We start from the raw sequence: 25,078 nt of genomic DNA on the forward strand, positions 1-25,078 counted from the left end.
TTATCTTAAACTAAACTCGCTAAATTTTGGATAAAACTACTTTTTTAAAATCCTTAAGAGCGTCTTAACGAGTTTATTGAGCGAGCGGAACTTTTTCCATAGAGTTTGGCGGTTTCTATAGGGCTTTTTCATGTTTGTTTCCATGTTTTAAATTCAAAAAGAAACCCTAGGATTTCTTTCATTTTAGAACTGATAGGATACCTCAAAACGCGCGTTAAATCCAGGAGCAGGGAGCGCCATGCGTTTATCTTTAGGGATCATATCGCTCGCTGGAGCGTCCGCACTCGCTTGCCACACCGAAGCTTGGCTGATATATTGCTTGTTTAAGATGTTGTTAAACACGGCTGAAATCCTTAAACCCTGCCACCTTTTAGAAGGCGGAGTCCAGTTGATAAAGACATTATGCACGCCATACCCGGGTTTATGGATTCTCATCAAGCCGTATTGCGGGTAATAGATAGAATAGCCCTCATAGAACATGTTGGTTACAAAGCGTGAGAGCCAGGTTAAAGTAAGCCCCCATCTGTGGATATTGTAATCGGCTTTTAGGATAAACACATTCCCAGTCGTTGCAGCTAAAGCGTAAGTGTCCGCTAATAAATGCCCTCTAGCCGTTGGCCAAGAGCGAGCCACTGAGAAAGTCCCTACGAAATTTTTATATTGCACATTCCCTGAAACTTCATAACCATAGATATTAATGGTTTCGGGTAAATTCCCTGACATGTTTTTTGCGGTCGCATTACCCCCTCCATTTTTAGAAGTGTCTTGCCCGTAGCTGTTGATGAAGTTATTGATGACTTGATAGAACGCTGCCCCGCGCACATTGAAATACTTGCTGTTGTAATCCACATTGAATTCCACATTTTGACCGATCGCAGGGCGCAAGTTCCTTTGATAAATCACCGTAGGATCGCGCATCAAAACGCCATCGCCAGGCAAAGCCCCTTTAGTTACATACGCATAACTCACTTTCAAGCCAATGCTTTCAATGGGGTTATAAAGCACGGTCGCAGAAGGCGAGAAACCAGAAGTTACATGCGTGCGGCCGTTTTTGTCTAGCAAGGTGTAAATATCATAACGAGTCCCCGCACCCACGATCACATTGCTTAAAATATTGTAGTTCGCTTGCATAAACCCTCCGATGATATTCCCGATCGCATGCGAATTTTGGGGCATGTTACGATAGAGCGGGTTAGGCGCGTTCAGGTTTTGAGGGTATTGAGAGCTTTGATCGGTGTAGTAATGGCGGTAAGGCAAGCCCGGCCCATTAGGGTCATTAGGGTCAATATTGTTTTTATAATAGCCGTTTTTGCCTTTATCCAATCCAGAGAAAACGCTCAGGTTTTGATAAATCATGCCGTATTCAAACACATTCCCATAATCTTCGCTAATGGGGTGGGTTACTTTAAAATTAACGCCCGAGTTGATTAAGAAAATCCTTCTGGCTAAAGTCCCCTCAGCGTCCGCATTCCCCAAAGTCCAATCGTTTGCGCTAGGGTTTTGAGCGTTAGGGGGGGTCATGTCATAATCAGGGTTTTTAGGGACAAGCCCATGATAAACATTCGCGCTTGTAGAAATAGCGTTAAGCTGCCCATACCCTGCTTGCGCCCCCCCACTAGAATCGCTAGTCCCTTGCCAATTAATAGAGTTGGGCGCGCCATAGCCTATTTGATAGCCTCCATTAGAAGGTCTGATAGCCCCTTGCGTGCACTGGCTGATATTGTCCGGGTTATTACACCACTCTCTCACTTCAGGGATATAATCCGGGTTGGCTGGCTCGTTAGAATTGTAAGCGAAAGGATTCACCACAGGGTTATAATTGCCCCCCCTTACCCCTAAAAAGGCGGTGGATTCAACGCGCGGCTGGTTAAAATTAGGGCCGCCTTCATGCTTGTATTTCAAGCTCAAATTGTGGTTGAAGTTGATCGTATGGGCTAATTCTTTCCCAAAGTCAATCACAAAGGGGGCTGGCTGGCTTCCTGGGTCATTGGCTTTGGAGAGGGCTGAAGTGGTGTTAGGGCGTAAAAGCCTTGTAGAATTATCTCGTGTGAGGTTGTAGCTCACGCTAATGCTATCGGTTTCGTTGATATAGCCATTAATTTTAGCTAAAACGCTATTGACTTCACTGGGAGTCCCTACGCTCATTTCGCTATTGCTTGGATCTTGTACATCGTAGTTAGGGTGGAAGAGATCCCTAAAAGCGTTGTTCCCGTCTCTATAGTAAAAAATATTTTGATGGTTGTAATAAGCGAGTATGTCCCAGTTTTTACCACGATAGGCTGCAGTAGCGTTCATGCGATACCCGAAGTTGGTATAAAAGGCTGCTTCCGCTTTAGCGCCATAAGTTTGATTCTTTCTTAAGAAGTCGTTAGCGTCAATCGTGGTGAAAGACAATTTACCCGCCACCGCGCCCGGACCCGCTGAAGCGTTCGCTGCCCCTTTGATCACTTCCACTTCCTTAATCATGTTAGGATCGATCACGGTGTTAGCGTCATGGTGGAAAATGTTACCATTTTGAGCGACGCCATCTATCGTTACCCTTAAGAGGCGACTTTCAATCCCCCTAACATAGATCTTTTGCGCCATTAAGCCCCCACTGGCCACATTCACATCCGCTCTAGTCCTAAAAATATCACGGATCTGGTTGCTTTGGCGTTGTTGGAGCTCTTTCCTTTCAATATACATTTTGTTGTTGTATTCAAAAGTCCTTTCACCCTTAGTGGTTACCTTACCCAAAGTGTGGGTTTTTTCTTGAGCTTGCAAACTGCTAGCGACAACACAAGAGACAAACACAATACGAAATTTATTTCTAAGCATTTCTTTTAGCCTTTCTATTTACTTTTTTCTAAAAATTTAGTCAAGTTTTAAACCTAAGGTTATTATTACATTATTCTATTTAATAATACCTTAAATTTGTTTTAGGATTAAGAAAATATCAAGAAAAATATGATTAAAAGTTTTAGCATTTTACTGAACGGCTGATTACTGAACGGCTGAATCGATCACTATCCGTGAAAAATTACTGCTCATGCCTCTTAAAAAAGTTTGAGAAGACACATTGATTTCAGCGTTTTGGCGGAAAATATCGCTTGGCTGGTTGCTTTGGCGTTCTTCTAAGTCATGGCGTTTAATGATAATGGTATTCCCCCATTGAAAGGGTCTATAAGCGCGCTTTTTTTTAACGATAAAATGAGGTTCTAAATTTAAAAATTGCGCGTAACTCGGGAAATATAACGGCTCTAATAAAGGGTTTATGGGGTGTGCTTTTAAAATAATAAGGAGGAAAAAGAGGCTAAAGATCGTTTTCATAGCGGATTTTCACGCTCGCTCCCACTTGAGAATTTGGAGAAATTTCTAACTTGCTGATTTTTAAATAAAGCTCAGTGATCTCCTTGTAGCGCGTTTTTAAAACATGGCTCAAATCTTTCAGGGCGTCTTCAATGAGAAGATATTGTTTTTCTTGCATCATCTTTTGAATAAGCTCTTGGATTTCCATATAGTCTAAATAAGCCCTATGGGGTAATTCCGTGTAGAAAAGATCCAAATCCACGCTTATTTTTTGGGGTTTTAAGCGTTCAAATTCTAAAATCCCCAAAATCGTTTCAAACACAAAGTTATGGACATGAACGCCTTGTTTAGTTTTCATAAGACTTTCTTTTCCTTGCCGGCTAATAAATTGAAAATATTGCCCAAATGCTTGATAAGGGTAAAAATAAAAATAAGCACCATAGGCGTTTGCGTGCCGACTTCTTTAAGGATATTGACGCTGTCTGGGATAGGCATATAAGGCACAAAAAAGATAAGAACAGTCGCTGTGCCTACCCCTAGAATGCTAGCGAGTGAAGAGATTTTAAGCACCTTACCCACAAAAAACCACACCACTAAACCGATCAGGCTTTCAATAGGGATGAGCAACACCACAGAGCCCATGATCGTAGAAACGCCCTTACCTCCATTGAAATTCAAAAAAGGCGAATAGCAATGCCCTAAAATGCTAGCGATAGCGACCATCCATTGCAAACTATAATCCAACCCAAACAATTTGCTTAAAAACACCGCAAACATGCCTTTGAATAGATCTAAGATTAAGACTAATAAGGCCATTTGTTTAGCGTTACTCACGCCCTTACTTTGTAAAGTGCGTAAGACATTCGTTGCGCCAATGCCACCTGATCCGATTTTAGTAATATCCATGCCGTAAAAGATTTTCATTAACGCATAGCCAAAAGGAATCCCCCCGATAAGATAGCCCAAAAGGGTGAAAATCACATTGATATTGGTCAGGAAATTTAAAACGCTTTCCATAAATACCCTTTCAAATAAAATAGCGATCATTATAACATGTTGCTTTTTAAGTGAAAGCGTTAAGTTGTTAGGGTATAGTGGCTTAAAAATTTTAGGATATTGGGAATGCTTGAATCTTCTAGCCATTTTTTAAAATCGTTCCGCTTGAAGCGTTATATAGGGTTTTTATTGATTTCTTTAGCGCTGTTAATCACACCATTCATTCGCATTGATGGGGCGCATTTGTTTTTGATCTCTTTTGAGCATAAGCAACTGCATTTTTTAGGCAAGATCTTTAGCGCTGAAGAATTGCAAGTCATGCCTTTTATGGTTATTTTGCTTTTTATAGGGATTTTTTTCATCACCACCAGCCTTGGGCGTGTGTGGTGCGGGTGGGCTTGCCCACAAACCTTTTTAAGGGTGCTTTATAGAGATGTGATTGAAACCAAGATTTTCAAACTCCATAAAAAGATCACTAACAAGCAAGAAAGCCCTAAAAACACCCCAAGCTATAAGATGCGTAAAGTGTTGAGCGTTTTATTGTTCGCTCCTGTTGTGGCAGGGCTAATGATGTTATTTTTCTTTTATTTCATCGCCCCAGAAGATTTTTTTATGTATCTTAAAAACCCTAGCGATCACCCTATTGCTATGGGTTTTTGGCTTTTTAGCACGGCTGTGGTGCTGTTTGATATAGTGGTGGTTGCGGAGCGTTTTTGCATTTATTTATGCCCTTACGCTAGGGTGCAATCGGTGTTGTATGACAATGACACCTTAAACCCCATTTATGATGAAAAACGCGGCGGAGCGCTTTATAATAATCAGGGCCGCCTATTCCCCTTACCCCCCAAAAAACGCAGCCCAGAAAACGAATGCGTGAATTGTTTGCATTGCGTTCAGGTTTGCCCCACGCATATTGACATCAGGAAGGGCTTGCAATTAGAATGCATCAATTGCTTAGAATGCGTGGACGCATGCACGATTATCATGGCTAAATTCAGTCGCCCTTCACTCATCCAATGGTCTTCAACTAACGCTATTAATACGCGCCAAAAAGTGCGCCTGGTGCGTTTAAAAACGATCGCTTATTTGGGGGTTATCGCTATTGTGATCGCTCTTTTAGCCATCACTTCGTTTAAAAAAGAACGCATGCTCTTAGACATTAACCGCAACAGCGATCTGTATGAATTGCGCTCTAGTGGGTATGTGGATAACGATTATGTGTTTTTATTCCACAACACGGACAATAAAGACCATGAGTTTTATTTCAAAATTTTAGGGCAAAAAGACATTCAAATCAAAAAGCCTTTAAACCCTATCGCCATTAAAGCCGGACAAAAGATTAAAGCGGTAGTGATTTTAAGAAAACCCCTAAAAAATAACGCCACAGCATACAAGAACGCTAAAGACGCTCTAATCCCTATTACAATACAAGCTTATAGTGCAGACGATAAGAACATTACGATAGAAAGGGAATCGGTGTTTATCGCGCCAAGTGAAGATTGAAGCCTAAAACTAGCGCTCAATCACTTCATAAGGCAAGTCTTGCCTAACCAATTCTTCCATAAAGGGATCGGTGTTTAATTCTTCTATGTTAAACACCCCGGCTCTAAAATGATCCGCACTCCAAGTGTCGTTGCAAATCATTTTAGCCGCGCACATCGCTGGCACGCCGGTGGTGTAGCTTATGGCTTGCGAACCCACTTCTTCATAGCACTTCTTGTGATCGCACACGTTGTAAATGTAGAGCGTTTTGTCTTGGTTGTTTTTAATGCCGGTCATATAGCACCCGATGTTGGTTTTACCGGTGGTGTCTTTAGCCAGAGTCGCTGGATCAGGAAGCAAGGTTTTTAAAAATTGTATCGGCACGATTTTTACGCCTTGATGCTCTATTTCTTTAATGCCTAGCATGCCGACATTTTCTAAGCATTTCATGTGGGTTAAATAATCTTGAGAGAAAGTCATAAAAAACCTCGCCCTCCTTAAGCCTTTAATGTTTTTGACTAACGATTCCAATTCCTCATGGTATAAAAGATACGAATCCATTTCGCCAATCTGCGGGTAAGCCCACACTTGCTTGATTTCTAAAGGCTTTGTTTCAATCCATTTGCCATTTTCATAATAACGCCCTTTAGAGCTGACTTCCCTCAAATTGATTTCAGGGTTAAAATTTGTCGCAAAAGGGCGTTTGTGATCCCCAGCGTTGCAATCTAAAATATCTAAAGTGTGGATAGTGTCAAAATGGTGTTTTTGAGCGTGAGCGACATAAGCGTTTGTCACGCCCGGATCAAACCCAGCCCCTAAAACCCCTAAAATCCTTGCTTCTTTATAGGCCTTATCAAACGCCCACTGCTCTTTGTATTCAAACTTCGCTAAATCCGGGTGTTCGTAATTGGCGGTATCAATGTAATGCGTTTTGGTTTCTAAACATGCTTGCATGATCGTTAAATCCTGATAGGGTAAAGCCACATTAACAACGACTTTAGGCTTGTATTTTTGGATTAAAGCGACTAAGGCTTGCGTATCATCTGCATCCACTTGCTCAACGCCAATTTCCCCCAAACCCTTTTTAAGCATGCTTTCTTTAATCGCATAGCACTTGTCTAAGCTTCTGCTCGCTAAAATGATATTTTTAAACACATCTCTGTTCATGCCCATTTTGTGTGCTACCACACTGCCTACGCCACCAGCTCCAATTTGTAATACTGTATGCAAGGAACACCTACTTTCTAACTGATCTCGTTCTTTTAGGGGGGTATTATATTATAATAAGATAAATTTGATTAATAAGGATGCAAGCTTGCAAGAAATTAAGTTGGATATTTATGCCACTTTGGTGTGCATGGTTTTAGTGCTGCTTTTGGGGCGTTATGTGATTTCTAAAGTCAAGTTTTTACGAGATTATGATATTCCAGAGCCTGTTGTGGGCGGGGTTTTAGTCGCTTTTTTTATCATGTTAGCGCGTCAGTTTTACAATTTTGGCTTGCAATTTGATTCTTCTTTAAAAGATCCTTTAATGCTGACTTTTTTTATCACCATTGGTTTGAGTGCGGATTTCAAATCTTTACAAAAAGGCGGGAGAATGCTTGCGGTCTTTTTGCTGGCTGTGGCGGGGTTTGTGGTGTGTCAAAATGTCGTGGGGATTTCTATCGCTAGCCTTTTAGGGGTCAATCCTTTAATGGGGCTTTTAGGGGGGTCTATCGCTTTAGTGGGAGGGCATGGCACTAGCGCGGCATGGGCTAATTTTTTCACCCAACCACCTTATAATTTTAGCTCCAGCTTAGAAGTGGGCATGGTGTGCGCGACTTTTGGCTTGGTGAGTGGGGGGATTATTGGAGGGCCTGTCGCTAAATATTTGATCTCAAAATACAAACTAGAACCTAAAGACACTAAAGAAAAAGACACTTTAGAGGGCGTGGTGTCTAAAGGCTTTGAAACCCCTAAAGAGCAGCGCCTAATCACTGCATCCAGTTTTGTAGAAACTTTAGCTTTAATTGCGATCGCTTTATTGGTGGGGACTTTTTTATCGCATTTGATGCCTAAAAGCTTCACCTTGCCGACTTTTGTGTGGTGCTTGTTTGTAGGGGTTATTTTAAGAAACGCTCTGTCGTTTTTTAAAATCCATAGCGTGTTTGACAGAGAGGTTTCAGTCATAGGGAATGTGAGTTTGAGTCTGTTTTTAGCCTACGCTTTAATGAGCGTGAATTTATTGGAATTGTTAAAACTCGCTGTGCCTCTAGCGGTTATTTTGAGCGTTCAAGTAGCGGTTATGATCCTTTATGTGGTGCTTGTAACCTTTAGGGTATGCGGGAAGGATTACGATGCGGCGGTGTTGTGCGCGGGGCATTGCGGTTTTGGGCTTGGAGCGACCCCAACGGCTATGGTGAATATGCAAACCATCACCAACCACTATGGGCCATCGCATGTAGCGTTTATCGTCGTGCCTTTAGTGGGAGCGTTTTTTGTTGATATTATTAACGCTTTAGCGATTAAAGGCTTTTTGCTCTTGCCTTTTTTCCCGTCATGAGACTTTATGAGAGTTTATTAGAAATTTGCTTGAATAAGGCGTGGGAGTGTCAAACCCTAGCCCTAGAAAACCCAAGCGTGGCTTGCATGGTGTTAGATAAAAACCATGAGATCTTGAGTTTAGAAACCCACAAAAAAGCCAAAACCCCGCATGCAGAAGTCTTAGCCGCCCAATCAGCGTTAAAGATTTTACGCCCCAGTTTAAAAAACGATTTAGAAAAATTAGAAGACCCTAAAACTTTAAGCGATTTTTTAAAAACGCACCACGATAACGCTTTTACAGACTGCGTTTTTTTAATCACCCTAGAGCCATGCAATTCTTATGGCAAAACCCCGGCATGCAGCGGATTGTTAGAAATTTTAAAACCTAAAAGAGTGGTCATTGCCGCAGAAGAAAACGAAGCTAAAAAAGGGGGTTTAGCAAGGCTACAAAAGGCTCGTATTGAAACAATAATTTGTCGCAATTTAGAAAACAAGGCTAAGGACTTGCTCTTGCCTTTTAGGGTAATGGAACAAAAGGGGCGTTTTAATTTGTTCAAACTCGCTTTAAGGATGAATGGAGATTATTATCATGGCAAGATCACCGGGCAAAAAAGCGTTATTTTCACGCACAACCAGCGAGCAATATGCGACACGCTCATCATTTCTGGGAAAACCATAAGAACGGACAACCCCTTATTAGACTCTCGCTTTTGCGACAGCTTTTATCAAAATAAAAACCCCAATATCGCTATTTTATCCAAGCGTCCAATCAACCCCCATTCAAAAGTTTTTTCTGCGCCTAATCGTTTGGTTAACACTTTCCATGACCCCAAAGATTTACCCCTAGAGAAGGGGTTTAATTTCATTGAAGGGGGGTGGGAATTGTTTGAGAGCTTGAGGGATAAAATAGACGCGTTGCTTTTGCATTCGCATGCGTCTATGATTGGCGAAGCGTTTAGCACGCTCGCTCTAAAAACCCCTTTTAAAGGGCGGTTGTTGCATGCGCAAATCTTAGAAAATGAAGCCCTTTTATGGATAGAAAACTCTTAAGATTATACCAGCCTTTAAACGCTTATTCTTACAATAGCGATTCGCTTTTTTTATACGATTTTTCACGCCCTTTTATTAAAAATAGCGGCGCGATTTTAGACATAGGATCAGGGTGTGGAATCTTAGGCTTACTCTGTGCCAGAGACAACCCACTAGCGAGCGTTCATTTAGTGGAAAAGGATAGTAAAATGGCGTTTTGTTCCCAAAAAAACGCCCTTAAATTCCCTAACGCTCAAGTGTTTGAGGGCGATTTTTTAGATTTCAACCCTCCGATTTTGTATGATATAATTGTGTGCAACCCTCCTTTTTACGCCTTAGGCTCTATCAAATCTAAAATTAAAGGGCATGCGAGGCACCAGAGCGAATTAGATTTCGCTTCTTTAGCGGCTAAAGTGAAAAAATGCCTAAAACCTAAAGGGTATTTTATTTTTTGCTATGAAGCCTTGTCGCTTTGCTTGGTCATAGAGAGTTTAAAAAGCGTTAAACTCACGCTAGAAACTTTAAGGTTTGTCCAAAGTTTTAAAGACAAAAACGCCCATTTGATGCTTGGAGCGGCTAGGAATAATTCCAAAAGCGCTCTAAAAGTTTTGCCCCCTTTAATCACGCACCATTCCAAAAACCAAAGCGACAACACCAAAGAAGTTCTAACCATCTATCAAATTTGTAACACTTATTCTATCAAAGCGCTTTTGAATTAGCGCCTCATCAATTAAGGATTAAAAATGAAATGTTCGCATTGCCAGTTGGAATTTAAAGAAAGTGAGCTTTTTAAAGAGGTGATCCATCATAAAGAATTGCATTTTTGCTGTGCAGGGTGCGCTAGGGTGTATGCGTTATTGTTGGATTTGAATTTAGAGAGCTTTTATGACAAATTAAATGATTCCACTTTAGCCCCTGTAACGCCCCAAGATTCAATGAGCGCTTTGGAATTAGAACAGGCCCTTGAAGAAAATAATAAGGGCGAATTAATTCTTAATCTTTTGTTAGAAAAAACGCATTGTAACGCTTGCTTGTGGCTCAATCAAAAGGTTTTAGAGCGCTTAAAGGGGGTTAAAAAAGTGAGCGTGAATTTCACTACCCACCATTTACAAATCGTGTTTGACAAGTCTTTAAACCCTAAAGAGATCGTTCAAAAAATTGAGAGTTTGGGCTATGGGGCTAAAATTTATAACGCAAAAAATTACGCTCTAAAAGCCCAAAAAGAGCAGCGCTCCTATTTACTCACTTTAAGCGTGGGGTTTTTTGCCACCATGAATTTGATGTTTATTGCAATTGCCAAATACGCGAGTTATGGTAGCGCGAGTTATGGCATTGGCATGGATAGGCTTATGCAAAGGAATTTGGATCTCGTATCGCTTTTTTTAAGCTTGTTGGTGCTAGTGGTTGTGGGGCGTTTTTTCATTAAAGGGGCGTTTTATGGGCTAAAAAATGGCGTTTTGGGCATGGATTTGAGCGTGTCTTTTGGCGCGTTATCGGCGTTTGTTTATTCTATTTATGCCATGTTGGTGTCCCAAGAGACTTATTTTGAAGCGAGCAGCACGATTTTAACGCTTGTTTTTGGCTCTAAGTTTTTGGAATTAAAGGCTAGGCTGTTTGCGAATGAAAAATGTCTGTCTCTAGAATCGCATGAAATCCATAGCGTGATCGTTGTAGAAAATGGCAAGCAGATAGAAAAACACCCTAAAGATGTGGCGATAGGCTCTGTTGTTTGGGTGCCAAGCGGGGCTAAAATCGCTTTAGATGGCACGCTTTTAAATCATGCGAGCGTGGATGCGTCTTTGATCAGTGGGGAGTTTAAGCCTTTGGAATTGGGGGTTAATGATCCAATTTTAGGGGGTTATGTGAATGCGGGCGTGCCTTTTAGCTATCAAGTGAGCGCTAATTTCCAAAACTCACGCCTTTCTGGTTTGTTAGAAACTTTAAAAAAGAGTTTTTTAGAAAAGCCCTTAATTGAGAGTAGCGCGAATAAAATTGCGGATATTTTTTCTAAAGCGGTGTTGTTTTTAGCCTTTATAAGCTTTTTGTTATGGCAATTTGGTTTGGGGGGTGATTTTGAAAAAGCCTTAATGGTGTGTATTAGCGTGTTAGTCATCAGCTGCCCTTGCGCGTTCGCCTTGGCTACGCCCATTGCGTTAGTGATAGGGGTGTTTAAAAACCCTTTGATCGTGTTTAAAGAAGCGTTGTTTTTAGAAACTCTGGCTAAAGTGAAAAAAATCTTTATAGACAAAACCGGCACGCTCACGCAAAAAGAAGTCCTTTTAAAAGAAAAAATCATTTATGAAGAATTTGATGAAAGGCTTTTAAAGAGCCTTTTAAAAACCAGAGAGCATTTAGCCCATAGCGCAATCCTTAAATCTCTAAATAGCGATGAGGTTAATTTAGAAAAGATAGAGTTTTTCGCTCATGGCCTGAAAGCGAGCTATTGCAATGAAACTTTGCTAGTGGGGAGTTTGAAATTTTTAAACGCTATGGGGGTTAATATAAGGGCTAAAGAGAGCGCTAATATCATGGTAGGCTTTGCGAAAAATAAGACTTTATGCGCGTTATTCATTTTAGAAGAGCGTTTGAAAAATAACGCTAAAGAAGTTATTCAGGCTTTACAAAATCAAGGCTTAGAATTAGAGATTTTAAGCGGGGATAATGAAAGCTCGGTTAAGGAGTGTGCGAAAAAATTAGGGATTTCTAAATATCATGCCCATTTAACCCCTGAAGATAAGGCTCAAACCATCAGCTCTTATAAGGGCGTTTGCGCGATGGTAGGCGATGGCAATAATGACGCGCTAGCCTTAAAACAAGCGAGCGTTTCTTTAGGGTTTGAAAAAAGCGCTTTGAGTAAAAGCGCATGCGATATTTTACTTTTAGAAGAGGATTTGAGCTTGCTGAAAAAAGCGTTTTGTAACGCTCAAAAAGTCTATCAAGTGGTGTTGCAAAACATTGTTTTGAGCTTGATTTATAACGCTATTTTAATCCCAGTCGCTATGCTAGGATACATTAACCCTTTAATAGCGAGTTTGAGTATGAGCGCGAGTTCGCTCTTAGTGGTCTTAAATTCTTTGAGGTTGAAACGCTCTTAAACAAACCACATCGTTTTGGCTAAAATGGCAATTAAAAAACCAAAAGTGAGAGCGATAGGGTGGATATATTTACCAATAGGGTTTTTCTTACCCAAAAACTTACACGATAAAGAAAAAAGCACCAAAAGAAAAATGCTTAACGCTAAGATCACTTTAAGCATGAGTATCTTTTGAAAAGGGGTTTCACACCAGCCTTTATCGCCCCCCATGTATTGACTAAGCATCATGCCCCCTGTTAAAACAAGCCCTAAAACGCATAAGGGCATGATTTTGATCGCTCTTTGAGCGATTCCTGTATTCGCTTTATTGGCAAACTCTTCGCCAAACATTTTCTTCACATTAGGGAAAATGACCCCATCAAAAAACAAGTAGCCAATAAAAATAATGGCGCACAATAAATGAACAACCAACACATAAGGATAAATCGCATCCATTTAAAATCCTTTATTCATGGGAAAATTAAAGAGTTTTTAATCTACTATAAAAGGATTTTATTGTCAAGTATCCCACTATTATGGGAATTTTAGGGGTGGTTTTTGTTTGACTTTTAAGATTACAATTAGCTATAATAAAATAATTAAAAAAGTAACACTTAAGTGGAGACCCTAGAGGGTGGTGTTCAATTTTATGACAAAGAAGAAAAATAGAATGCAAGATTGCAAAATGGTTTGTAAAAATTTTAATCGTAAGGAATCTGTTTTGATAGCTCAATCTTTAGATATTTCTAAAAAAGGTTCGGTAATTTTAGGCGCTCTTTTGAGTTCGTTATGGCTGACAAACCCCTTAAATGCCCATGAAAAGAATGGCGCGTTTGTGGGGATTAGCTTGGAAGTGGGTAGGGCTGATCAAAAGACAAACGCTTATAAAAACGGCGAGTTGTTTCAAGTGCCTTTTGGAGACGTTTCGGCTAATGATGATGGCAAAGTTCCTGACGGGCAGACCGGTGGCTGTCAGCCAGCTTCAGGGACGCCAGGAACGCCAGGCTACACTAAAGCTAACTGCGTGGTCAATTGGACTTCGCGCACCATGCTAAGCACCAATAAAAACATTCCTGGCCGTAACCAGCCGATGTATGGGCTAGGCGTGATGACAGGCTATAAGCATTTTATCGGCAAAAAGAGGTGGTTTGGGTTGCGTTATTACGGCTTTTTTGATTATGGGCATACCAATTTCTCTAACTCCAGGGCCGCTAACGCTATATCGCCTTTCTATTTGAGCGATCAAAAAGCAGACATGTATACTTATGGTTTTGGCACAGACATGCTTTTTAACATTATAGATAAGCCTAAAGCCACGGCCGGGTTTTTTGTGGGCGTGAATTTTGCGGGTAACACTTGGACTAATAATCGTGTGGGGTATTTTAAGGACGGGTATGTTTATGGCGTCAATACGGACGCTAACGCTTACATGACTAACGCTGATGGCACGATCACATGCGGGGACACGACGCCGGCGAGTTGTAATGTGGGGATTAACCCTAATAGCGTCTATACCACAGGAAAATTGAACGCTAAGGTGAATCACACGATTTTCCAATTTTTAGTGAATGTGGGCATTAGGACTAATATTTTTGAACACCATGGCATTGAATTTGGTATCAAAATCCCCACGCTCCCTAACCACTTTTTTAAAGGCTCTACTACCATAAGAGCGAAAAAACAAGGCCCGCTAGAGAATGGCCAACCAACCACTATCACCGGAGCAGAAACCAATTTCAGTTTAACCCAAACCTTACGCCGTCAGTATTCTATGTATTTGCGTTATGTTTATACTTTTTAAGTTTGGTAGGGTTTTTAGGCAAGGCTTAGATTTGAAAGCTTGATGCTTTAAGCTTTCAAATGGTCATTGATCTGCAGCCATTCTGTGCTATTTTCTACTTTTTTGATAAAATCATTAATAGTATAACAGCATATATTAATATTGTCTTTGAATTGAGCAAATTTTGCATATTCTTTGGCATCATCATGGATATTTGGAGCTACAAAAACACTAAATTTTTCTCTAATATCAGTGCTATTTTTAATCAATTCTTTTAAATGTCTGGCAATAGGTATCATTTCCAAGGCGCTTTGACTTCTATCTCTAATCAAGCTCACTTCTATATAACTTTGGGCTTTTGTGTCCATAGCTACAATATCAGGTTTATTACCGCTTGCTGTGTATACGGGCAAGCCTTCATCATCGCTTTTATAATTGGGTATCACGCTTAAATTTTTAAAATGTTGTTTCAAGAAAATAGCGCTTAAAAATTCCAAGCGTAAAGGTCTATCAATGAGTCTTAAAAAACTATCTTTTGATTCTTGCTTGTTGCAAGTAATGAGCAATTCTTGCTTGATAAAATCTTTAGTATAAGCGTTTGCTAGTTCATTCAATTTGCTTGATTTAACGCTCTCATCAGCGCTGATTGGAGCAGCGCTAACAAGAAAGCTATCCACGATCGCCATGTAGTTAAAAAAGGCGAGTTTGTTAGCTTGAGTGTCGTTTAAACAATCCCCTTTAAAAGCCTTATGAGTTTGTAAAATGTAATCTATTTTATTATTTTCATTAGTATTAATATCAATAAACCTACCATTACCACGCAATGAAATAAGTCCTGTAATACGCATTTTTCTAATGTATTCATCAACGGCTTCGTTAATGATTTGGCTCATTTTAAATCGTATTTTATTAACACTTTCTAAAAGTTTTAGGCATTTTTCATAGATAAATTCATCTGAGTAACTGAATTCTGTCTGATTGATAGTAACAATTTCTTCTCTTAAACGAATAATGTAGTCATAAAGCCCATTGGCGTTATCGTCTTTCCAACAAAGTAAAATAGGGATTTCTTTGACAGATAGGGGAGTTAGATTGGCAGAGTTGTTTTAAAAGCGAGAGTAATAGTTTGAAGGGGTTGTTATGGTTTAAGTTCTTTTTATAAGGGTTTCCTACTTCATATTTAGACAGAGCGTTTAAAAATATAGCCCCAACTACGCTTTCATCAACGCTTTCTTTAAAAGCATCGTTTTCTTTATCATAATAAGCAAGAATAAGCATCTTAGCGCTATCGCTGATGAGTATTTTCTCATATTTTGCATAGTAGCAAAAACCAAACTCACACATAAGCTTATACCAAGTGTCAAACCGACTTTCCCATCCATGCTCAAAGCCCATTTCTTTATGTTGTTGTGGGGATATTTCTATAATGCGTTCTAATTCTTTATCGCTAAAGATATATTCATTGGAGTCAAATTTTTCTTTCAATTCTTTATTTTGATTTAGAGAAGTAGGTCTATAAAGCCTATGAGCCAAAACGGATTTGACAATTTGCATGATCGTTGAAGATTGAAGAATTTGATTTTCAAACTTTCCTAAAACAGCTAAAAATTGTCCTATTCTTTTAGGGTTTCGCATGGTGGTTGAAAAGCTTAAAATTTTTCGTGCCGGTTTTTTAGTCATAATTAATCACCTATAATTAGTTACAAAGATTTCTTGACTATATTCCTTAATAGTATTATCATTATAACTAATATAATTACTTTTGATATTAAAAATATAATATTTTTTAGCCCATTCTTTTAAAATAAAATTAGTCTCTCCCTTGTGATAAACAAGATTAGTTATACCAAATAAAACTCCCTTTTTATCTAGGCTATCTAAAACACCATATAAGGCTATCTCATTATTGCTATCCCATAACTTGTTGTATTCACTATTTGAGATTAAATAAGGGGGGTCAAAATAAACATAATCATCTTTTAAATAAGTGGTGTGGTTAAGGAAATCAATATAATCATCATTATGAAAAATAATGGTGTTTTGCTGTATAAAATCTATGTAGTTTTTTAGGGCATTATAAACATTTTCATTAAAATCTACATTACCTACAGGTAAATTAAAAAGCCCTTTAGAATTAAATCTAATCATGTGATTAAACCCATAAATTAAAAGTAAATACAAATAGAGCATGTTGCTTTGATTGGAGTTAAAATCAGCCCTTAGTTTTTCATAAGCTATTTTATTGTATTTGGCGTAGTAAGTTTTTATATATTGTTTTTTTAATTCATCAGGGGCTGTAATCCCCTTAAAAGAGAAAGACAAGCCATAATGAATGATGATTTTAGACAATTCATCAAAAAGCTCACAAGTATTGAACTTGCTTAAAGTTTTATGTAAATTGATAATATTAGTATCTATGTCGTTAGCTAAGTATCTTTTAGCCTTAGTGTTTAAAAACACGCTACCCCCACCCACAAAAGGCTCAATAAATTGATTAATGTTATTTGGGAATAGCTTATTGAGTTGTGGCATAAGTTTATATTTATCCCCCACATAGAAAAAGGGAGAACGAATACCTTTTTTCAAGGTTTCACTTCCACTATAAATAAAAATTCTTTATGCTCTTTAAAATCAGTTTTTCCTGAATTAAAAAAACCATGAGCCTTTTCTTTAACGCTTAATTTTCCTTTTTGACTCAAAATTTCCACTAAATCTTTAAAGCCTATTTTATTTTGCGAAGAGCTAGACTTAGAATTATAGGTATTATTATAGGTTAAAGCAATCCTTTTACAATCTAGTTTTTCAATCAAATCGCTTAATTCTTTCTTGGCATTAGAGCGACAATATTCGCTCATGTTCTCGCATAATGGTTTTAAAGCTGTTCCATAGAGTTTGGGTTTTTTCCACTGCACTAGGTTTTCATAGAGATGATAAAACCGGCTGTATTGCCTTGAATTGTATGGAGGGTCAATAAAGACTAAGTCCATTTTTAAGGTTTTAGCCAATTCGTTAGCGTTTTTTCTCTCTATCATGATATTTTTATCATGCTTTATAGGGTTAATAAGCTCAAAAATAAATCTATCTTGCAAAATCTCTTTTTTCCTATAAGCTTCATAATGCCCCACCGTGTTAGCTATCTTATCCATTGAATAAATCAGGCTTGTTAATAAAATATCTTTGTTTAATTTATCTAAATTCAAGCTTTCTATATGCTCTCTAATGCTACCGATTTTGACACAATCTTTATAGCTGAAAAATTTGCCGCTAAAATGTTGGCTAAAATAATTTTCTTCTGGCTTTAAAGCTTGAGTATAATATTCTCTCAGCTCTTCAAGCGCCTTAAAATCAGCGTTTTGCCCCATAAAAAAAGCATGATAAATGATTTCATTAGAAAATAAAATATCATTTATAATAATGTTTTTAATGTTAGGAATAGTGGCAAATTGACCAGACACTACCCCACTTCCGGCAAAAATATCGCACACGCTTTTGATATTATTTAATTTTAAATTCCCAAATACCCACTCTATAAGCTTGGTTTTTGAGCCGATATACCGGCGGTTTTTTAGATTAAATTTTTCCACTAGCCACCTTTAAACTAAGAGAATAAAACCACTTAGTAACATATAAGATTTAAAAATCACAATCTCTTATTAAGCTTTTTAAAATACCAAAGACTAAGAGATAAGAATACAAAAAAGGGCGATAGCACGCCTATTTCAGGAATGAGTATCCCTGAAATGCTGAACTTCCCTAAAGCAAAGAATAGCCCCCAAACAACGAGCGTGATAATGATAAATTTTAGCCCTAAAAGAGCCAGGTTTTCATAGCGGGCGAGACTGGGCGAAAAATAAGCGATTAAAACGCTTAAAAACGGCACAAAAAAGGGCAAAATCGCAAACACATACAAAAACGAGCGCACTTTTTTCGTGTCTGCGTTTTGGCGCACTAAAGCATGCAAGGATAAAAGAGCGTCTGTGATAGAAACCGAGGGCTTGTTTTGATAAATGGTGTCTAAAACTTTAGGGCGGAAATTTTTGAGCGTTTTAAAGGTTTCTAAACGAGTGGTGTTTAAAGCGTTGTTGCCCAGTTCAAAACTTAAGGGCATCTCATAGATAGTGGTGTCATGCAAGATCCAATACTTGTCTTCAAAAAAAGCTTCTTTAGCTTCAGCGTAAGATTCTAAAGTCTTGTCTTTTAGGCGAAAAACCTTGATATTTTGGGCTTTTTGTAACAAGGGGTTAATCTTATCAAAATACACGTAATCATCGTTATATTTCACTAACAAATGCTCTGAGACGCTCAAAGAATTGTCTTTATAAATCAAATTTTGCGTTTTTTCCTCCATATACACAAAAGGAGTCGCGTTCAACCCCACATAAACGGCTGTGAAAAACAAGCTAATCAAAAAAATAGGGCTTAAAATCTGGCATTTGGAAAAGCCAATGGAGAGCAGGGCGGTGTATTGGTTGGATTTAATGAATGCGATATAAAATAAAACCATCGCCAAAAGCAAGGAAATGGGCAAGGTGTAATTGAGAGCGAATAAGATGTCATAGGTGAAAAATAAAATAATCATGTTCGCAGAATCAGGCATTTTATCGGCGTATTTTAGGCTGTCAATGCCTACAAAAAACAATTCTAAAGCTAAAAGCACGATTAAAAAGTATTTGAAATAATACCACCCCACAAATCTAAACAAACGCACTTTAAACCCTTATTCAAACCACGATAAAAACTTAAAATTTTTGATAGAGCGCATTTAACTTTCTATTTTTAAAGGTTTTTTAAGCGTGAAACGATTTTGCGTAGCGTTAAAATCATGGCTTTCTATAAAAAATTTTAAGGCGTTTTTGGCATGTTCAAACACAGCGTTTTTTAAAGGCTCTTCGTTTTTGTGGAATTTTGAAAGCACATGCTCAATTACGCCAATTCCTTTAGAAATCCCCACCCTCAAGCGGTAATAAGAATTAGAACACAATAAATCAATGGATTTTAGGCCGTTATGCCCTCCATTCCCCCCACCCTTTTTAAACCTCACAACGCCTAAAGGTAAATCCAAGTCGTCATGGACAATTAAAAGCTCTTCAGTTTTGTAAAAATTTTTAGCGCTTAAAACACTCTCGCCGCTTAAATTCATGTAAGTTTGGGGCTTGAGTAAGATAAAATCCTTATAAACGCACAAACAAGCGTTGTGTTTGGAAGAAAAAGCGAAAGAAAGATCCAATTCGCTAACGAGCGAATCTAAAATATCAAAACCAGCGTTGTGTCTGGTGTGAGCGTAACGCAAAGTAGGGTTACCTAAACCCACTAAAAGCGTCATAGCCTGAAATCACTTCGCTTTAATCACACCGATCACAGCGATAGAATCATGATCTAAAATCTTAACATTCTCGTGTTTTTCTAAATCGCGCACCAAAATAGACTCATTCACGTCTAAAGGGGCCACATCCACTAAATAGTGATCGGGCAAATGCTCTGGAGCGCATTCCACGCTGATACGCTTTTTAGAGAGCATTAAAATCCCTTTGTTTTTCAAGCCCACTGGAGTGCCTTGGTGTTTAACCGGGACTTTAAACTTAGACTTCACGCCCTTAGTAACAGCGAGTAAATCCACATGGATAAGCTCGTTAGTAACAGGGTTTTTTTGGTATTCTTGAACCACGACTTCAAAAGTCTTATCCCCTAATTTCACCGGAAAAATCAAATGCTTTTTTTCCTTAAGGTATTTAATGAAAGGGTTTAATTTGAACGCACCATTCACATTTTCAATGCCCTTTCCATAAACATTTGCGATTAGATAGCCATCTTTTTTTAAAGCTTTAGCGTTAGCTTTAGTAATACTCTCTCTAATAACGCCTTCTAACATGTCAATCCTTTAAAATAAAATAGGGGCTTATTCTATCCAAAAAACCCTTAAAAATCAAAAACTGCTTAAAAGCTTTTCAAAGGATTGTTTGAACGCTATCAAGCCTTCTTTAAGGAGTTTTTGAGCGGTGTTTTCTAAATCAATGTTGTGTGCTTTTAATTCTTTTTTAAACGCTTCAATTTCTGTAATCTTTAAAGGGGTTTGATACTCGGTGTTGGGGTCAAGCAAATAAGCGTTTAAAGCCTCTAGGGGGGCTGTATTGATAGAGTTTTTAAAACACAGCGCTTTAATGTAATAATCTTTAGCTAAAGAATTGGATTTAACGCCCGTGGATGCAAAAAGGGTGCTTATTAGCTTGTTAGCATGCTGATTAATTTGGTAATAGCACTCGGTAGCGTTAATGATCCCGCTTTTAGCTTGCAAATTTTTTGGCACTAAATGGTCTATTTCTTTGTCAAATCGTGAGACAAACACGCTAATGACCGCTCTTTTTTGCGCTTCTTTGGCTAAGATTTGAGCGGTTTCACCGGCGATTTTAGGCGAAAAGACTAAAGTGGCATTAACGGGAATAGAGGCTTTAGCTAAAGCGCTAATGACTTCAAGAGCGCTTTCGCTCGCCGGGACTTTAATCATCACATTAGGGCGGTTTAATGTTTTGAATAACCGCTTGGCTTCATCAATGCTTTTAATAGCATCATCTTCTAAAAAAGGGTCAATTTCTAGGCTAATGTAGCCATTGTTAGGGTCTTTTTCATATAAAGGCATCAACGCGCTAGAGGCTTGTAAAATATCCTTTAACGCCAAAGTTTCATAAATTTCTTTAGCTTTTTTGCCTTTGAGTTTAGCGATTTCATCTTTATAAAACACGCTTTTGGTGATCGCTTCACAAAACAAACTAGGGTTACTCGTCGCCCCGCAAATAACCCCCTTATTAATGAGCTTTAAAAAGTCGTTTTCTAAAAAATCCCTTTCTATAAAATCGCACCACAAACTGAATTCTTGCATGTTTTATCCTTGTTTTAAATGTTGGTAATAGCTTTTAACGATCTCTTGGTCGCTAAAAAAAATCGTTTTGTCTTTAAAGATTTGAGTGTTTTCATCGCCCTTGCCTAAAATCAATAACACCTCATCGTCTTTTAAATTTTCTAAAGCGTTTAAAATGGCTTTCTTTCGGTCTTTTTCTATAACCACTTTAGAAGAATTATTGATGCCCTTTAAAATATCTTTAATAATGTCTTCTTCATTCTCGCTTCTGGGGTTGTCTGAAGTTAAGATGATTTTATGAGCGTAATAACTCGCTACCTCTCCCATTTTAGGGCGCTTGGTTTTATCCCTATCGCCCCCTGCTCCAAAAAGAGCGGTGATTTTTTGGTTTTTAAAGCTTTCAAAGACTTGTTGCATGCCGTCTGTGGTGTGGGCAAAATCCACGATCACTAAAGGTTTGGCATGCACCACTTCCAAACGCCCCTTAACCCCATAAAAGTTTTCTAATAACGGCACGATTGCTTCTAGCGGTAATTGAGTGAGCAGTTTGACCCCTAAAACGCCCGCTAAGATATTATAAAGGTTGTAACGCCCTAAAAGGGGGGAATGGATTAGAGCTGTCTCTTTATTGTTAGGATCTCTTAAATCTTGTTGGTAGCATAAAGACGCACTAATGGAGGGGTTGAGCGAAAAGGCTTGAATGTTTAAATGCGCTTTTTTATCCAGCGCGTAAGTGTGTGCGTTAATGGGGTTAAAAAGGGCGTTTGTTTCATCTCTGTTAATCGCTTTCAAGCCCTCATCTTTAAAAAAGCTGTTTTTGGCGTCTCTGTAATTTTCTATGCTTTTGTGGAAATCTAAATGATCGCTTGTGATATTAGTGAGAATTTTAAGGGCAAAATCAAGCCCGGCAATGCGCTTTTGGACAATCGCATGGGAGCTCACTTCCATGATAAAGTATTCACACCCCAAACGCACCGCTTCTTCTAAATCGCTATAAAGCTCTAAAAGAGTGGGCGTGGTCAAGCCCTTTTCTTTGATTTGTGTGTCGTTGATAAAAAACCCTCTTGTGCCTAAAAGAGCGGTCTTTTTATTCAAATCTAAGAGCAAGGAATACATCAGGCTCGCTGTGGTCGTTTTACCATTAGTGCCAGTAATCCCTACAATTTTAATCTTAAAATCAAAGTAGTTTTTAAGCTCGTTAGAATCTAAAATAGCCAGGTTTTTTTCTGCAATTAAAGGAGAGTATTTTTCATTTAAAGGCGTTTTGACAAAAAGGATTTCTTTGGGGTTTTCTAAAACTTCATGCGTGTTATCGCTTAAAAAAGAATAGGCGCGGTTGCGATAAGTCAGGGTTTTTTTAAGCTTCATTCTTTAAGCCTTATTGGATTTGAGAGCGTCTTCTAAAAGAGAACGCAAAAATTTATCGTAAATAAAAGAATCTTCATGCATGTTTTCAATGTAATTTATCGCTAATTCATAATAGCCATAGTGGTTCAATTCTTTCAAGAATTCATAAAAATCCTCTTTATTGTCAAAAATCACCCTAGAGCTGAACATCAAATCTTCAAACGCTTCCTTAAAGCCGCGCTCCATGCTCAAGCGTTTGAAATCCGCATACAAAATGCCGTTCAACTCCTCGCCTTTTTGAGAAATTTGCGCATCAATCTTTTCAGTCATTTGGTTCAATCCCTCATCAAAAGAAGCGATCAAATTGATGATTTGCTCTTCAGCTTGGTTTTTTAAGCTTCGTTTTTGCATAGCGATCAAGCTTTGATACAATTCATAAAAGCTATGGGCTTCTTTAGGGAAATCCTTAGCGATGTCGCTTAATAACGCCCCCACTTTGGCTTTTTGGTTGTCTTTATCCAAAAACAACACTTCAGAAAAAAGGCGTAACGCTTCAGCGTAATGGGCTTGCTTGAACGCTAAAAACCCCTCTTTAATCAACGCGCGCTTTTTAAATTCATAATCAAACTTTTGCATGCCTATAATCCTTAAAGCTTATCAAACTCCTTGGCGTTTTCTAAGCACACCACTTCTAAATTGGGGTGGATATCCATTTTAAGCTGCCTTTCAATGACATTTTTTAAAGTGATTTTACTGCTAGAGCAAGTCTTGCACGCTCCCTCTAAAGCCACATAAATTTTCATGCTCTTCACCCCTAGCACTTCAATATTACCGCCATCTTTGAGCAAGTAAGGGCGGATTTTTTCTATCACAATACGCACCGGTTTTTGTAAATCTTCATCGCTAAATTCTATCATTTTTAAAAACCTTATTTTTAAAATTTTACTTTAAGATACCATATAATGAGCCATTTTTATCAAACAACGCTTTTTAAGAGTGGCTCAAGGGCTAATTGGATAGGATAAAACCACTATTAGGATAAGGTATTTATGACGATATGGAAATCAAAAACATCAAGGAGTTTGAAAAAGCTTCTAAAAAACTCCAAAAAGACACTTTAAAGATCGCTCTCGCTCTTTTGTTTCTCATTGGTGCTGCTTTGCTCGCTCTTATTTTTGGGCAGGCTAATTCTAAGGGATTGTTACTCATCTTTGCGGCGGTGATTGGGGGGTATATGGCGATGAATATTGGCGCGAATGATGTGTCTAATAATGTCGGTCCTGCCGTGGGCTCTAAAGCCATTAGCATGGGTGGGGCGATTTTGATTGCTGGGATTTGTGAAATGCTTGGAGCGATCATTGCTGGGGGGGAAGTGGTTTCTACGATTAAGGGCCGTATCGTTTCGCCTGAATCTATTAATGATGCGCATGTTTTCATTAATGTCATGTTGGCTAGCCTTTTGAGTGGGGCGTTGTGGTTGCATGTAGCGACTTTAATTGGCGCTCCCGTTTCCACTTCACACTCTGTGGTGGGGGGGATTATGGGGGCTGGAATGGCGGCAGCTGGAATGTCTGCTGTCAATTGGCATTTTTTATCAGGTATTGTGGCCAGTTGGGTGGTTTCGCCTTTAATGGGGGCTTTGATAGCCATGTTTTTTTTAATGCTCATTAAAAAGACTATCGCTTATAAAGAAGATAAAAAGAGCGCGGCTTTAAAGGTCGTGCCTTACTTGGTAGCGTTGATGAGCTTAACGTTTAGTTGGTATTTGATTATTAAGGTTTTAAAACGCCTCTATGCGCTGAATTTTGAAATCCAACTGGCTTGCGGCTGTATCCTTGCGCTTTTAATCTTTATCCTTTTTAAAAGATTTGTGTTAAAAAAAGCCCCGCAATTAGAAAACAGCCATGAAAGCATTAATGAGCTTTTTAATGTCCCTTTGATTTTTGCCGCCGCGCTTTTAAGCTTTGCGCATGGGGCTAATGATGTGGCTAACGCTATAGGCCCACTAGCGGCAATCAGTCAAACTTTAGAAGATGCGAGCAGTCCTATGGGGAATACTTTAAGCTCTGTGCCGTTGTGGATTATGGTAGTAGGGGCAGCTGGGATCGCTTTAGGTTTGAGTTTGTATGGGCCAAAGCTCATTAAAACGGTGGGGTCTGAAATCACAGAATTAGACAAAATGCAAGCCTTTTGCATCGCGCTTTCTGCAGTCATTACCGTGCTTTTAGCCTCTCAATTAGGCTTGCCCGTAAGCTCTACGCATATTGTGGTGGGCGCGGTGTTTGGGGTGGGCTTTTTAAGGGAGCGCTTAAGGGAGCAATCAAGAAGGCGTTTTGCTAGAATCAGAGATAACATTGTAGCAGCGCACTTTGGGGAAGATTTAGAAGAAATTGAAGGCTTTTTAGAGCGCTTTGATAAAGCCAACTTGAAAGAAAAATCGCTCATGCTAGAGAGCTTGAAAAAAAGCAAGAACACCGCCATCGCTTTGGAATTGAAAAAGAAAGAAAAAAAGTCGCTCAAAAAAGTGTATAAAGAAGAGGTGATCAAACGCTCCATTTTAAAAAAGATTGTTACCGCTTGGTTGGTAACCGTGCCGGTTTCTGTGCTTTTGGGGGCGCTTCTTTTTGTGGCTCTTGGTTTTATAGAAAAGTATTTCTAGGGTTTTTAAAGGCTTGATTTTTTAAAGTTAGGCTTAATCTTTTATGTT

The 25,078-nt window shown here is 38.8% G+C and carries 22 protein-coding genes and 1 pseudogene; 7 read left to right on the plus strand and 16 right to left on the minus strand.

Annotated elements, in window-relative coordinates; all coding sequences use genetic code 11:
* Window positions 1-183 precede the first annotated feature (183 nt).
* The 4 genes from QAP06_RS00070 to plsY all read right to left on the minus strand — a co-directional run bounded on the left by QAP06_RS00070 (window position 184) and on the right by plsY (window position 4,305).
* Complete coding sequence (locus QAP06_RS00070; protein WP_286465722.1) at window positions 184-2,817, minus strand: TonB-dependent receptor; 2,634 nt, start codon at window positions 2,815-2,817, stop codon at window positions 184-186.
* A gap of 165 nt (window positions 2,818-2,982) precedes the next feature.
* A complete protein-coding gene (locus tag QAP06_RS00075; protein ID WP_286465724.1) occupies window positions 2,983-3,309 on the minus strand; it encodes a Plug domain-containing protein in 327 nt (108 codons plus the stop codon).
* Entirely contained in the window at window positions 3,293-3,646 is a 354-nt protein-coding gene (locus QAP06_RS00080) for a dihydroneopterin aldolase (RefSeq protein WP_286465725.1), read from the minus strand. The genes QAP06_RS00075 and QAP06_RS00080 overlap by 17 nt, the downstream gene beginning before the upstream one ends.
* On the minus strand, window positions 3,643-4,305 hold the full coding sequence (plsY, locus tag QAP06_RS00085) for a glycerol-3-phosphate 1-O-acyltransferase PlsY (RefSeq protein WP_286465726.1): 663 nt from the start codon (window positions 4,303-4,305) through the stop codon (window positions 3,643-3,645). Before plsY ends, QAP06_RS00080 begins: the two co-directional genes overlap by 4 nt.
* 105 nt (window positions 4,306-4,410) lie before the next feature.
* On the opposite strand from plsY, the gene ccoG reads away from it, so the two are divergent.
* The gene (gene ccoG / locus QAP06_RS00090) at window positions 4,411-5,787 is read left to right on the plus strand and encodes a cytochrome c oxidase accessory protein CcoG (RefSeq protein WP_286465727.1); all 1,377 of its coding nucleotides are present in this window, start codon (window positions 4,411-4,413) and stop codon (window positions 5,785-5,787) included.
* Window positions 5,788-5,796: 9 nt separating this feature from the next.
* Here the strand turns inward: ccoG and QAP06_RS00095 are convergent, their stop codons facing one another.
* Entirely contained in the window at window positions 5,797-6,996 is a 1,200-nt protein-coding gene (locus tag QAP06_RS00095) for a saccharopine dehydrogenase family protein (RefSeq protein WP_286465728.1), read from the minus strand.
* Window positions 6,997-7,081: 85 nt separating this feature from the next.
* Between QAP06_RS00095 and gltS the strand changes: the two genes are divergently transcribed.
* Genes gltS through QAP06_RS00115 form a run of 4 tightly spaced genes read left to right on the plus strand, consistent with a single transcriptional unit; the run spans window position 7,082 to window position 12,413 of the window.
* A complete protein-coding gene (gene gltS / locus QAP06_RS00100) occupies window positions 7,082-8,308 on the plus strand; it encodes a sodium/glutamate symporter (RefSeq protein ID WP_286465729.1) in 1,227 nt (408 codons plus the stop codon).
* Window positions 8,305-9,339: a bifunctional diaminohydroxyphosphoribosylaminopyrimidine deaminase/5-amino-6-(5-phosphoribosylamino)uracil reductase gene (locus QAP06_RS00105; RefSeq protein ID WP_286465730.1), complete on the plus strand. Its 1,035-nt coding sequence runs from the start codon at window positions 8,305-8,307 to the stop codon at window positions 9,337-9,339. Before gltS ends, QAP06_RS00105 begins: the two co-directional genes overlap by 4 nt.
* Window positions 9,321-10,037: a tRNA1(Val) (adenine(37)-N6)-methyltransferase gene (locus QAP06_RS00110; RefSeq protein ID WP_286465731.1), complete on the plus strand. Its 717-nt coding sequence runs from the start codon at window positions 9,321-9,323 to the stop codon at window positions 10,035-10,037. Before QAP06_RS00105 ends, QAP06_RS00110 begins: the two co-directional genes overlap by 19 nt.
* A gap of 24 nt (window positions 10,038-10,061) precedes the next feature.
* Window positions 10,062-12,413 (plus strand): heavy metal translocating P-type ATPase, encoded by a 2,352-nt coding sequence (locus QAP06_RS00115; protein ID WP_286465732.1) that lies wholly within the window; start codon window positions 10,062-10,064, stop codon window positions 12,411-12,413.
* Here the strand turns inward: QAP06_RS00115 and QAP06_RS00120 are convergent.
* The gene (locus QAP06_RS00120; RefSeq protein WP_000338864.1) at window positions 12,410-12,847 is read right to left on the minus strand and encodes a CopD family copper resistance protein; all 438 of its coding nucleotides are present in this window, start codon (window positions 12,845-12,847) and stop codon (window positions 12,410-12,412) included. The genes QAP06_RS00115 and QAP06_RS00120 overlap by 4 nt on opposite strands.
* A 178-nt stretch (window positions 12,848-13,025) precedes the next feature.
* On the opposite strand from QAP06_RS00120, the gene QAP06_RS00125 reads away from it, so the two are divergent.
* Complete coding sequence (locus QAP06_RS00125) at window positions 13,026-14,192, plus strand: outer membrane protein (RefSeq protein ID WP_286465733.1); 1,167 nt, start codon at window positions 13,026-13,028, stop codon at window positions 14,190-14,192.
* 47 nt (window positions 14,193-14,239) lie between these two features.
* Here the strand turns inward: QAP06_RS00125 and QAP06_RS00130 are convergent.
* The 10 genes and pseudogenes from QAP06_RS00130 to QAP06_RS00175 form a co-directional block, all read right to left on the minus strand.
* A pseudogene (locus tag QAP06_RS00130) lies at window positions 14,240-15,851 on the minus strand (AlwI family type II restriction endonuclease).
* A 6-nt stretch (window positions 15,852-15,857) separates the two neighbouring features.
* On the minus strand, window positions 15,858-16,757 hold the full coding sequence (locus tag QAP06_RS00135; RefSeq protein ID WP_286465734.1) for a Dam family site-specific DNA-(adenine-N6)-methyltransferase: 900 nt from the start codon (window positions 16,755-16,757) through the stop codon (window positions 15,858-15,860).
* Complete coding sequence (locus QAP06_RS00140; RefSeq protein ID WP_286465736.1) at window positions 16,754-17,755, minus strand: DNA adenine methylase; 1,002 nt, start codon at window positions 17,753-17,755, stop codon at window positions 16,754-16,756. Before QAP06_RS00140 ends, QAP06_RS00135 begins: the two co-directional genes overlap by 4 nt.
* Before the next feature lie 56 nt (window positions 17,756-17,811).
* Complete coding sequence (locus tag QAP06_RS00145; protein WP_286465737.1) at window positions 17,812-18,879, minus strand: LptF/LptG family permease; 1,068 nt, start codon at window positions 18,877-18,879, stop codon at window positions 17,812-17,814.
* A gap of 54 nt (window positions 18,880-18,933) precedes the next feature.
* Entirely contained in the window at window positions 18,934-19,494 is a 561-nt protein-coding gene (pth, locus tag QAP06_RS00150) for an aminoacyl-tRNA hydrolase (protein WP_286465738.1), read from the minus strand.
* Between the two features lie 9 nt (window positions 19,495-19,503).
* Complete coding sequence (locus QAP06_RS00155; protein ID WP_000889333.1) at window positions 19,504-20,040, minus strand: 50S ribosomal protein L25/general stress protein Ctc; 537 nt, start codon at window positions 20,038-20,040, stop codon at window positions 19,504-19,506.
* A 54-nt stretch (window positions 20,041-20,094) separates the two neighbouring features.
* On the minus strand, window positions 20,095-21,045 hold the full coding sequence (gene tal, locus QAP06_RS00160; protein WP_286465740.1) for a transaldolase: 951 nt from the start codon (window positions 21,043-21,045) through the stop codon (window positions 20,095-20,097).
* A gap of 3 nt (window positions 21,046-21,048) precedes the next feature.
* Complete coding sequence (locus tag QAP06_RS00165; protein WP_286465742.1) at window positions 21,049-22,392, minus strand: UDP-N-acetylmuramoyl-L-alanyl-D-glutamate--2,6-diaminopimelate ligase; 1,344 nt, start codon at window positions 22,390-22,392, stop codon at window positions 21,049-21,051.
* 3 nt (window positions 22,393-22,395) lie between these two features.
* The gene (locus tag QAP06_RS00170) at window positions 22,396-23,007 is read right to left on the minus strand and encodes a histidine kinase (protein ID WP_077232523.1); all 612 of its coding nucleotides are present in this window, start codon (window positions 23,005-23,007) and stop codon (window positions 22,396-22,398) included.
* Window positions 23,008-23,018: 11 nt separating this feature from the next.
* Complete coding sequence (locus tag QAP06_RS00175) at window positions 23,019-23,288, minus strand: NifU family protein (RefSeq protein ID WP_000569296.1); 270 nt, start codon at window positions 23,286-23,288, stop codon at window positions 23,019-23,021.
* A 140-nt stretch (window positions 23,289-23,428) separates the two neighbouring features.
* Between QAP06_RS00175 and QAP06_RS00180 the strand changes: the two genes are divergently transcribed.
* Window positions 23,429-25,030, plus strand: coding sequence for an inorganic phosphate transporter (locus tag QAP06_RS00180; RefSeq protein WP_286465743.1), 1,602 nt, complete (start codon window positions 23,429-23,431; stop codon window positions 25,028-25,030).
* Window positions 25,031-25,078: the final 48 nt, after the last annotated feature.

It is taken from the genome of Helicobacter pylori (assembly GCF_030323545.1).
In the GTDB taxonomy this organism is placed as follows: domain Bacteria; phylum Campylobacterota; class Campylobacteria; order Campylobacterales; family Helicobacteraceae; genus Helicobacter; species Helicobacter pylori_CO.

Excerpts from the sequence above, each read along its gene's own strand:
- QAP06_RS00070 (WP_286465722.1), bottom strand. The coding sequence starts at position 2,817 with ATGCTTAGAAATAAATTTCGTATTGTGTTTGTCTCTTGTGTTGTCGCT.
- QAP06_RS00075 (WP_286465724.1), bottom strand. The coding sequence starts at position 3,309 with ATGAAAACGATCTTTAGCCTCTTTTTCCTCCTTATTATTTTAAAAGCA.
- QAP06_RS00080 (WP_286465725.1), bottom strand. The coding sequence starts at position 3,646 with ATGAAAACTAAACAAGGCGTTCATGTCCATAACTTTGTGTTTGAAACG.
- plsY (WP_286465726.1), bottom strand. The coding sequence starts at position 4,305 with ATGGAAAGCGTTTTAAATTTCCTGACCAATATCAATGTGATTTTCACC.
- ccoG (WP_286465727.1), top strand. The coding sequence starts at position 4,411 with ATGCTTGAATCTTCTAGCCATTTTTTAAAATCGTTCCGCTTGAAGCGT.
- QAP06_RS00105 (WP_286465730.1), top strand. The coding sequence starts at position 8,305 with ATGAGACTTTATGAGAGTTTATTAGAAATTTGCTTGAATAAGGCGTGG.
- QAP06_RS00110 (WP_286465731.1), top strand. The coding sequence starts at position 9,321 with ATGGATAGAAAACTCTTAAGATTATACCAGCCTTTAAACGCTTATTCT.
- QAP06_RS00115 (WP_286465732.1), top strand. The coding sequence starts at position 10,062 with ATGAAATGTTCGCATTGCCAGTTGGAATTTAAAGAAAGTGAGCTTTTT.
- QAP06_RS00120 (WP_000338864.1), bottom strand. The coding sequence starts at position 12,847 with ATGGATGCGATTTATCCTTATGTGTTGGTTGTTCATTTATTGTGCGCC.
- pth (WP_286465738.1), bottom strand. The coding sequence starts at position 19,494 with ATGACGCTTTTAGTGGGTTTAGGTAACCCTACTTTGCGTTACGCTCAC.
- QAP06_RS00155 (WP_000889333.1), bottom strand. The coding sequence starts at position 20,040 with ATGTTAGAAGGCGTTATTAGAGAGAGTATTACTAAAGCTAACGCTAAA.
- tal (WP_286465740.1), bottom strand. The coding sequence starts at position 21,045 with ATGCAAGAATTCAGTTTGTGGTGCGATTTTATAGAAAGGGATTTTTTA.
- QAP06_RS00165 (WP_286465742.1), bottom strand. The coding sequence starts at position 22,392 with ATGAAGCTTAAAAAAACCCTGACTTATCGCAACCGCGCCTATTCTTTT.
- QAP06_RS00170 (WP_077232523.1), bottom strand. The coding sequence starts at position 23,007 with ATGCAAAAGTTTGATTATGAATTTAAAAAGCGCGCGTTGATTAAAGAG.
- QAP06_RS00175 (WP_000569296.1), bottom strand. The coding sequence starts at position 23,288 with ATGATAGAATTTAGCGATGAAGATTTACAAAAACCGGTGCGTATTGTG.
- QAP06_RS00180 (WP_286465743.1), top strand. The coding sequence starts at position 23,429 with ATGGAAATCAAAAACATCAAGGAGTTTGAAAAAGCTTCTAAAAAACTC.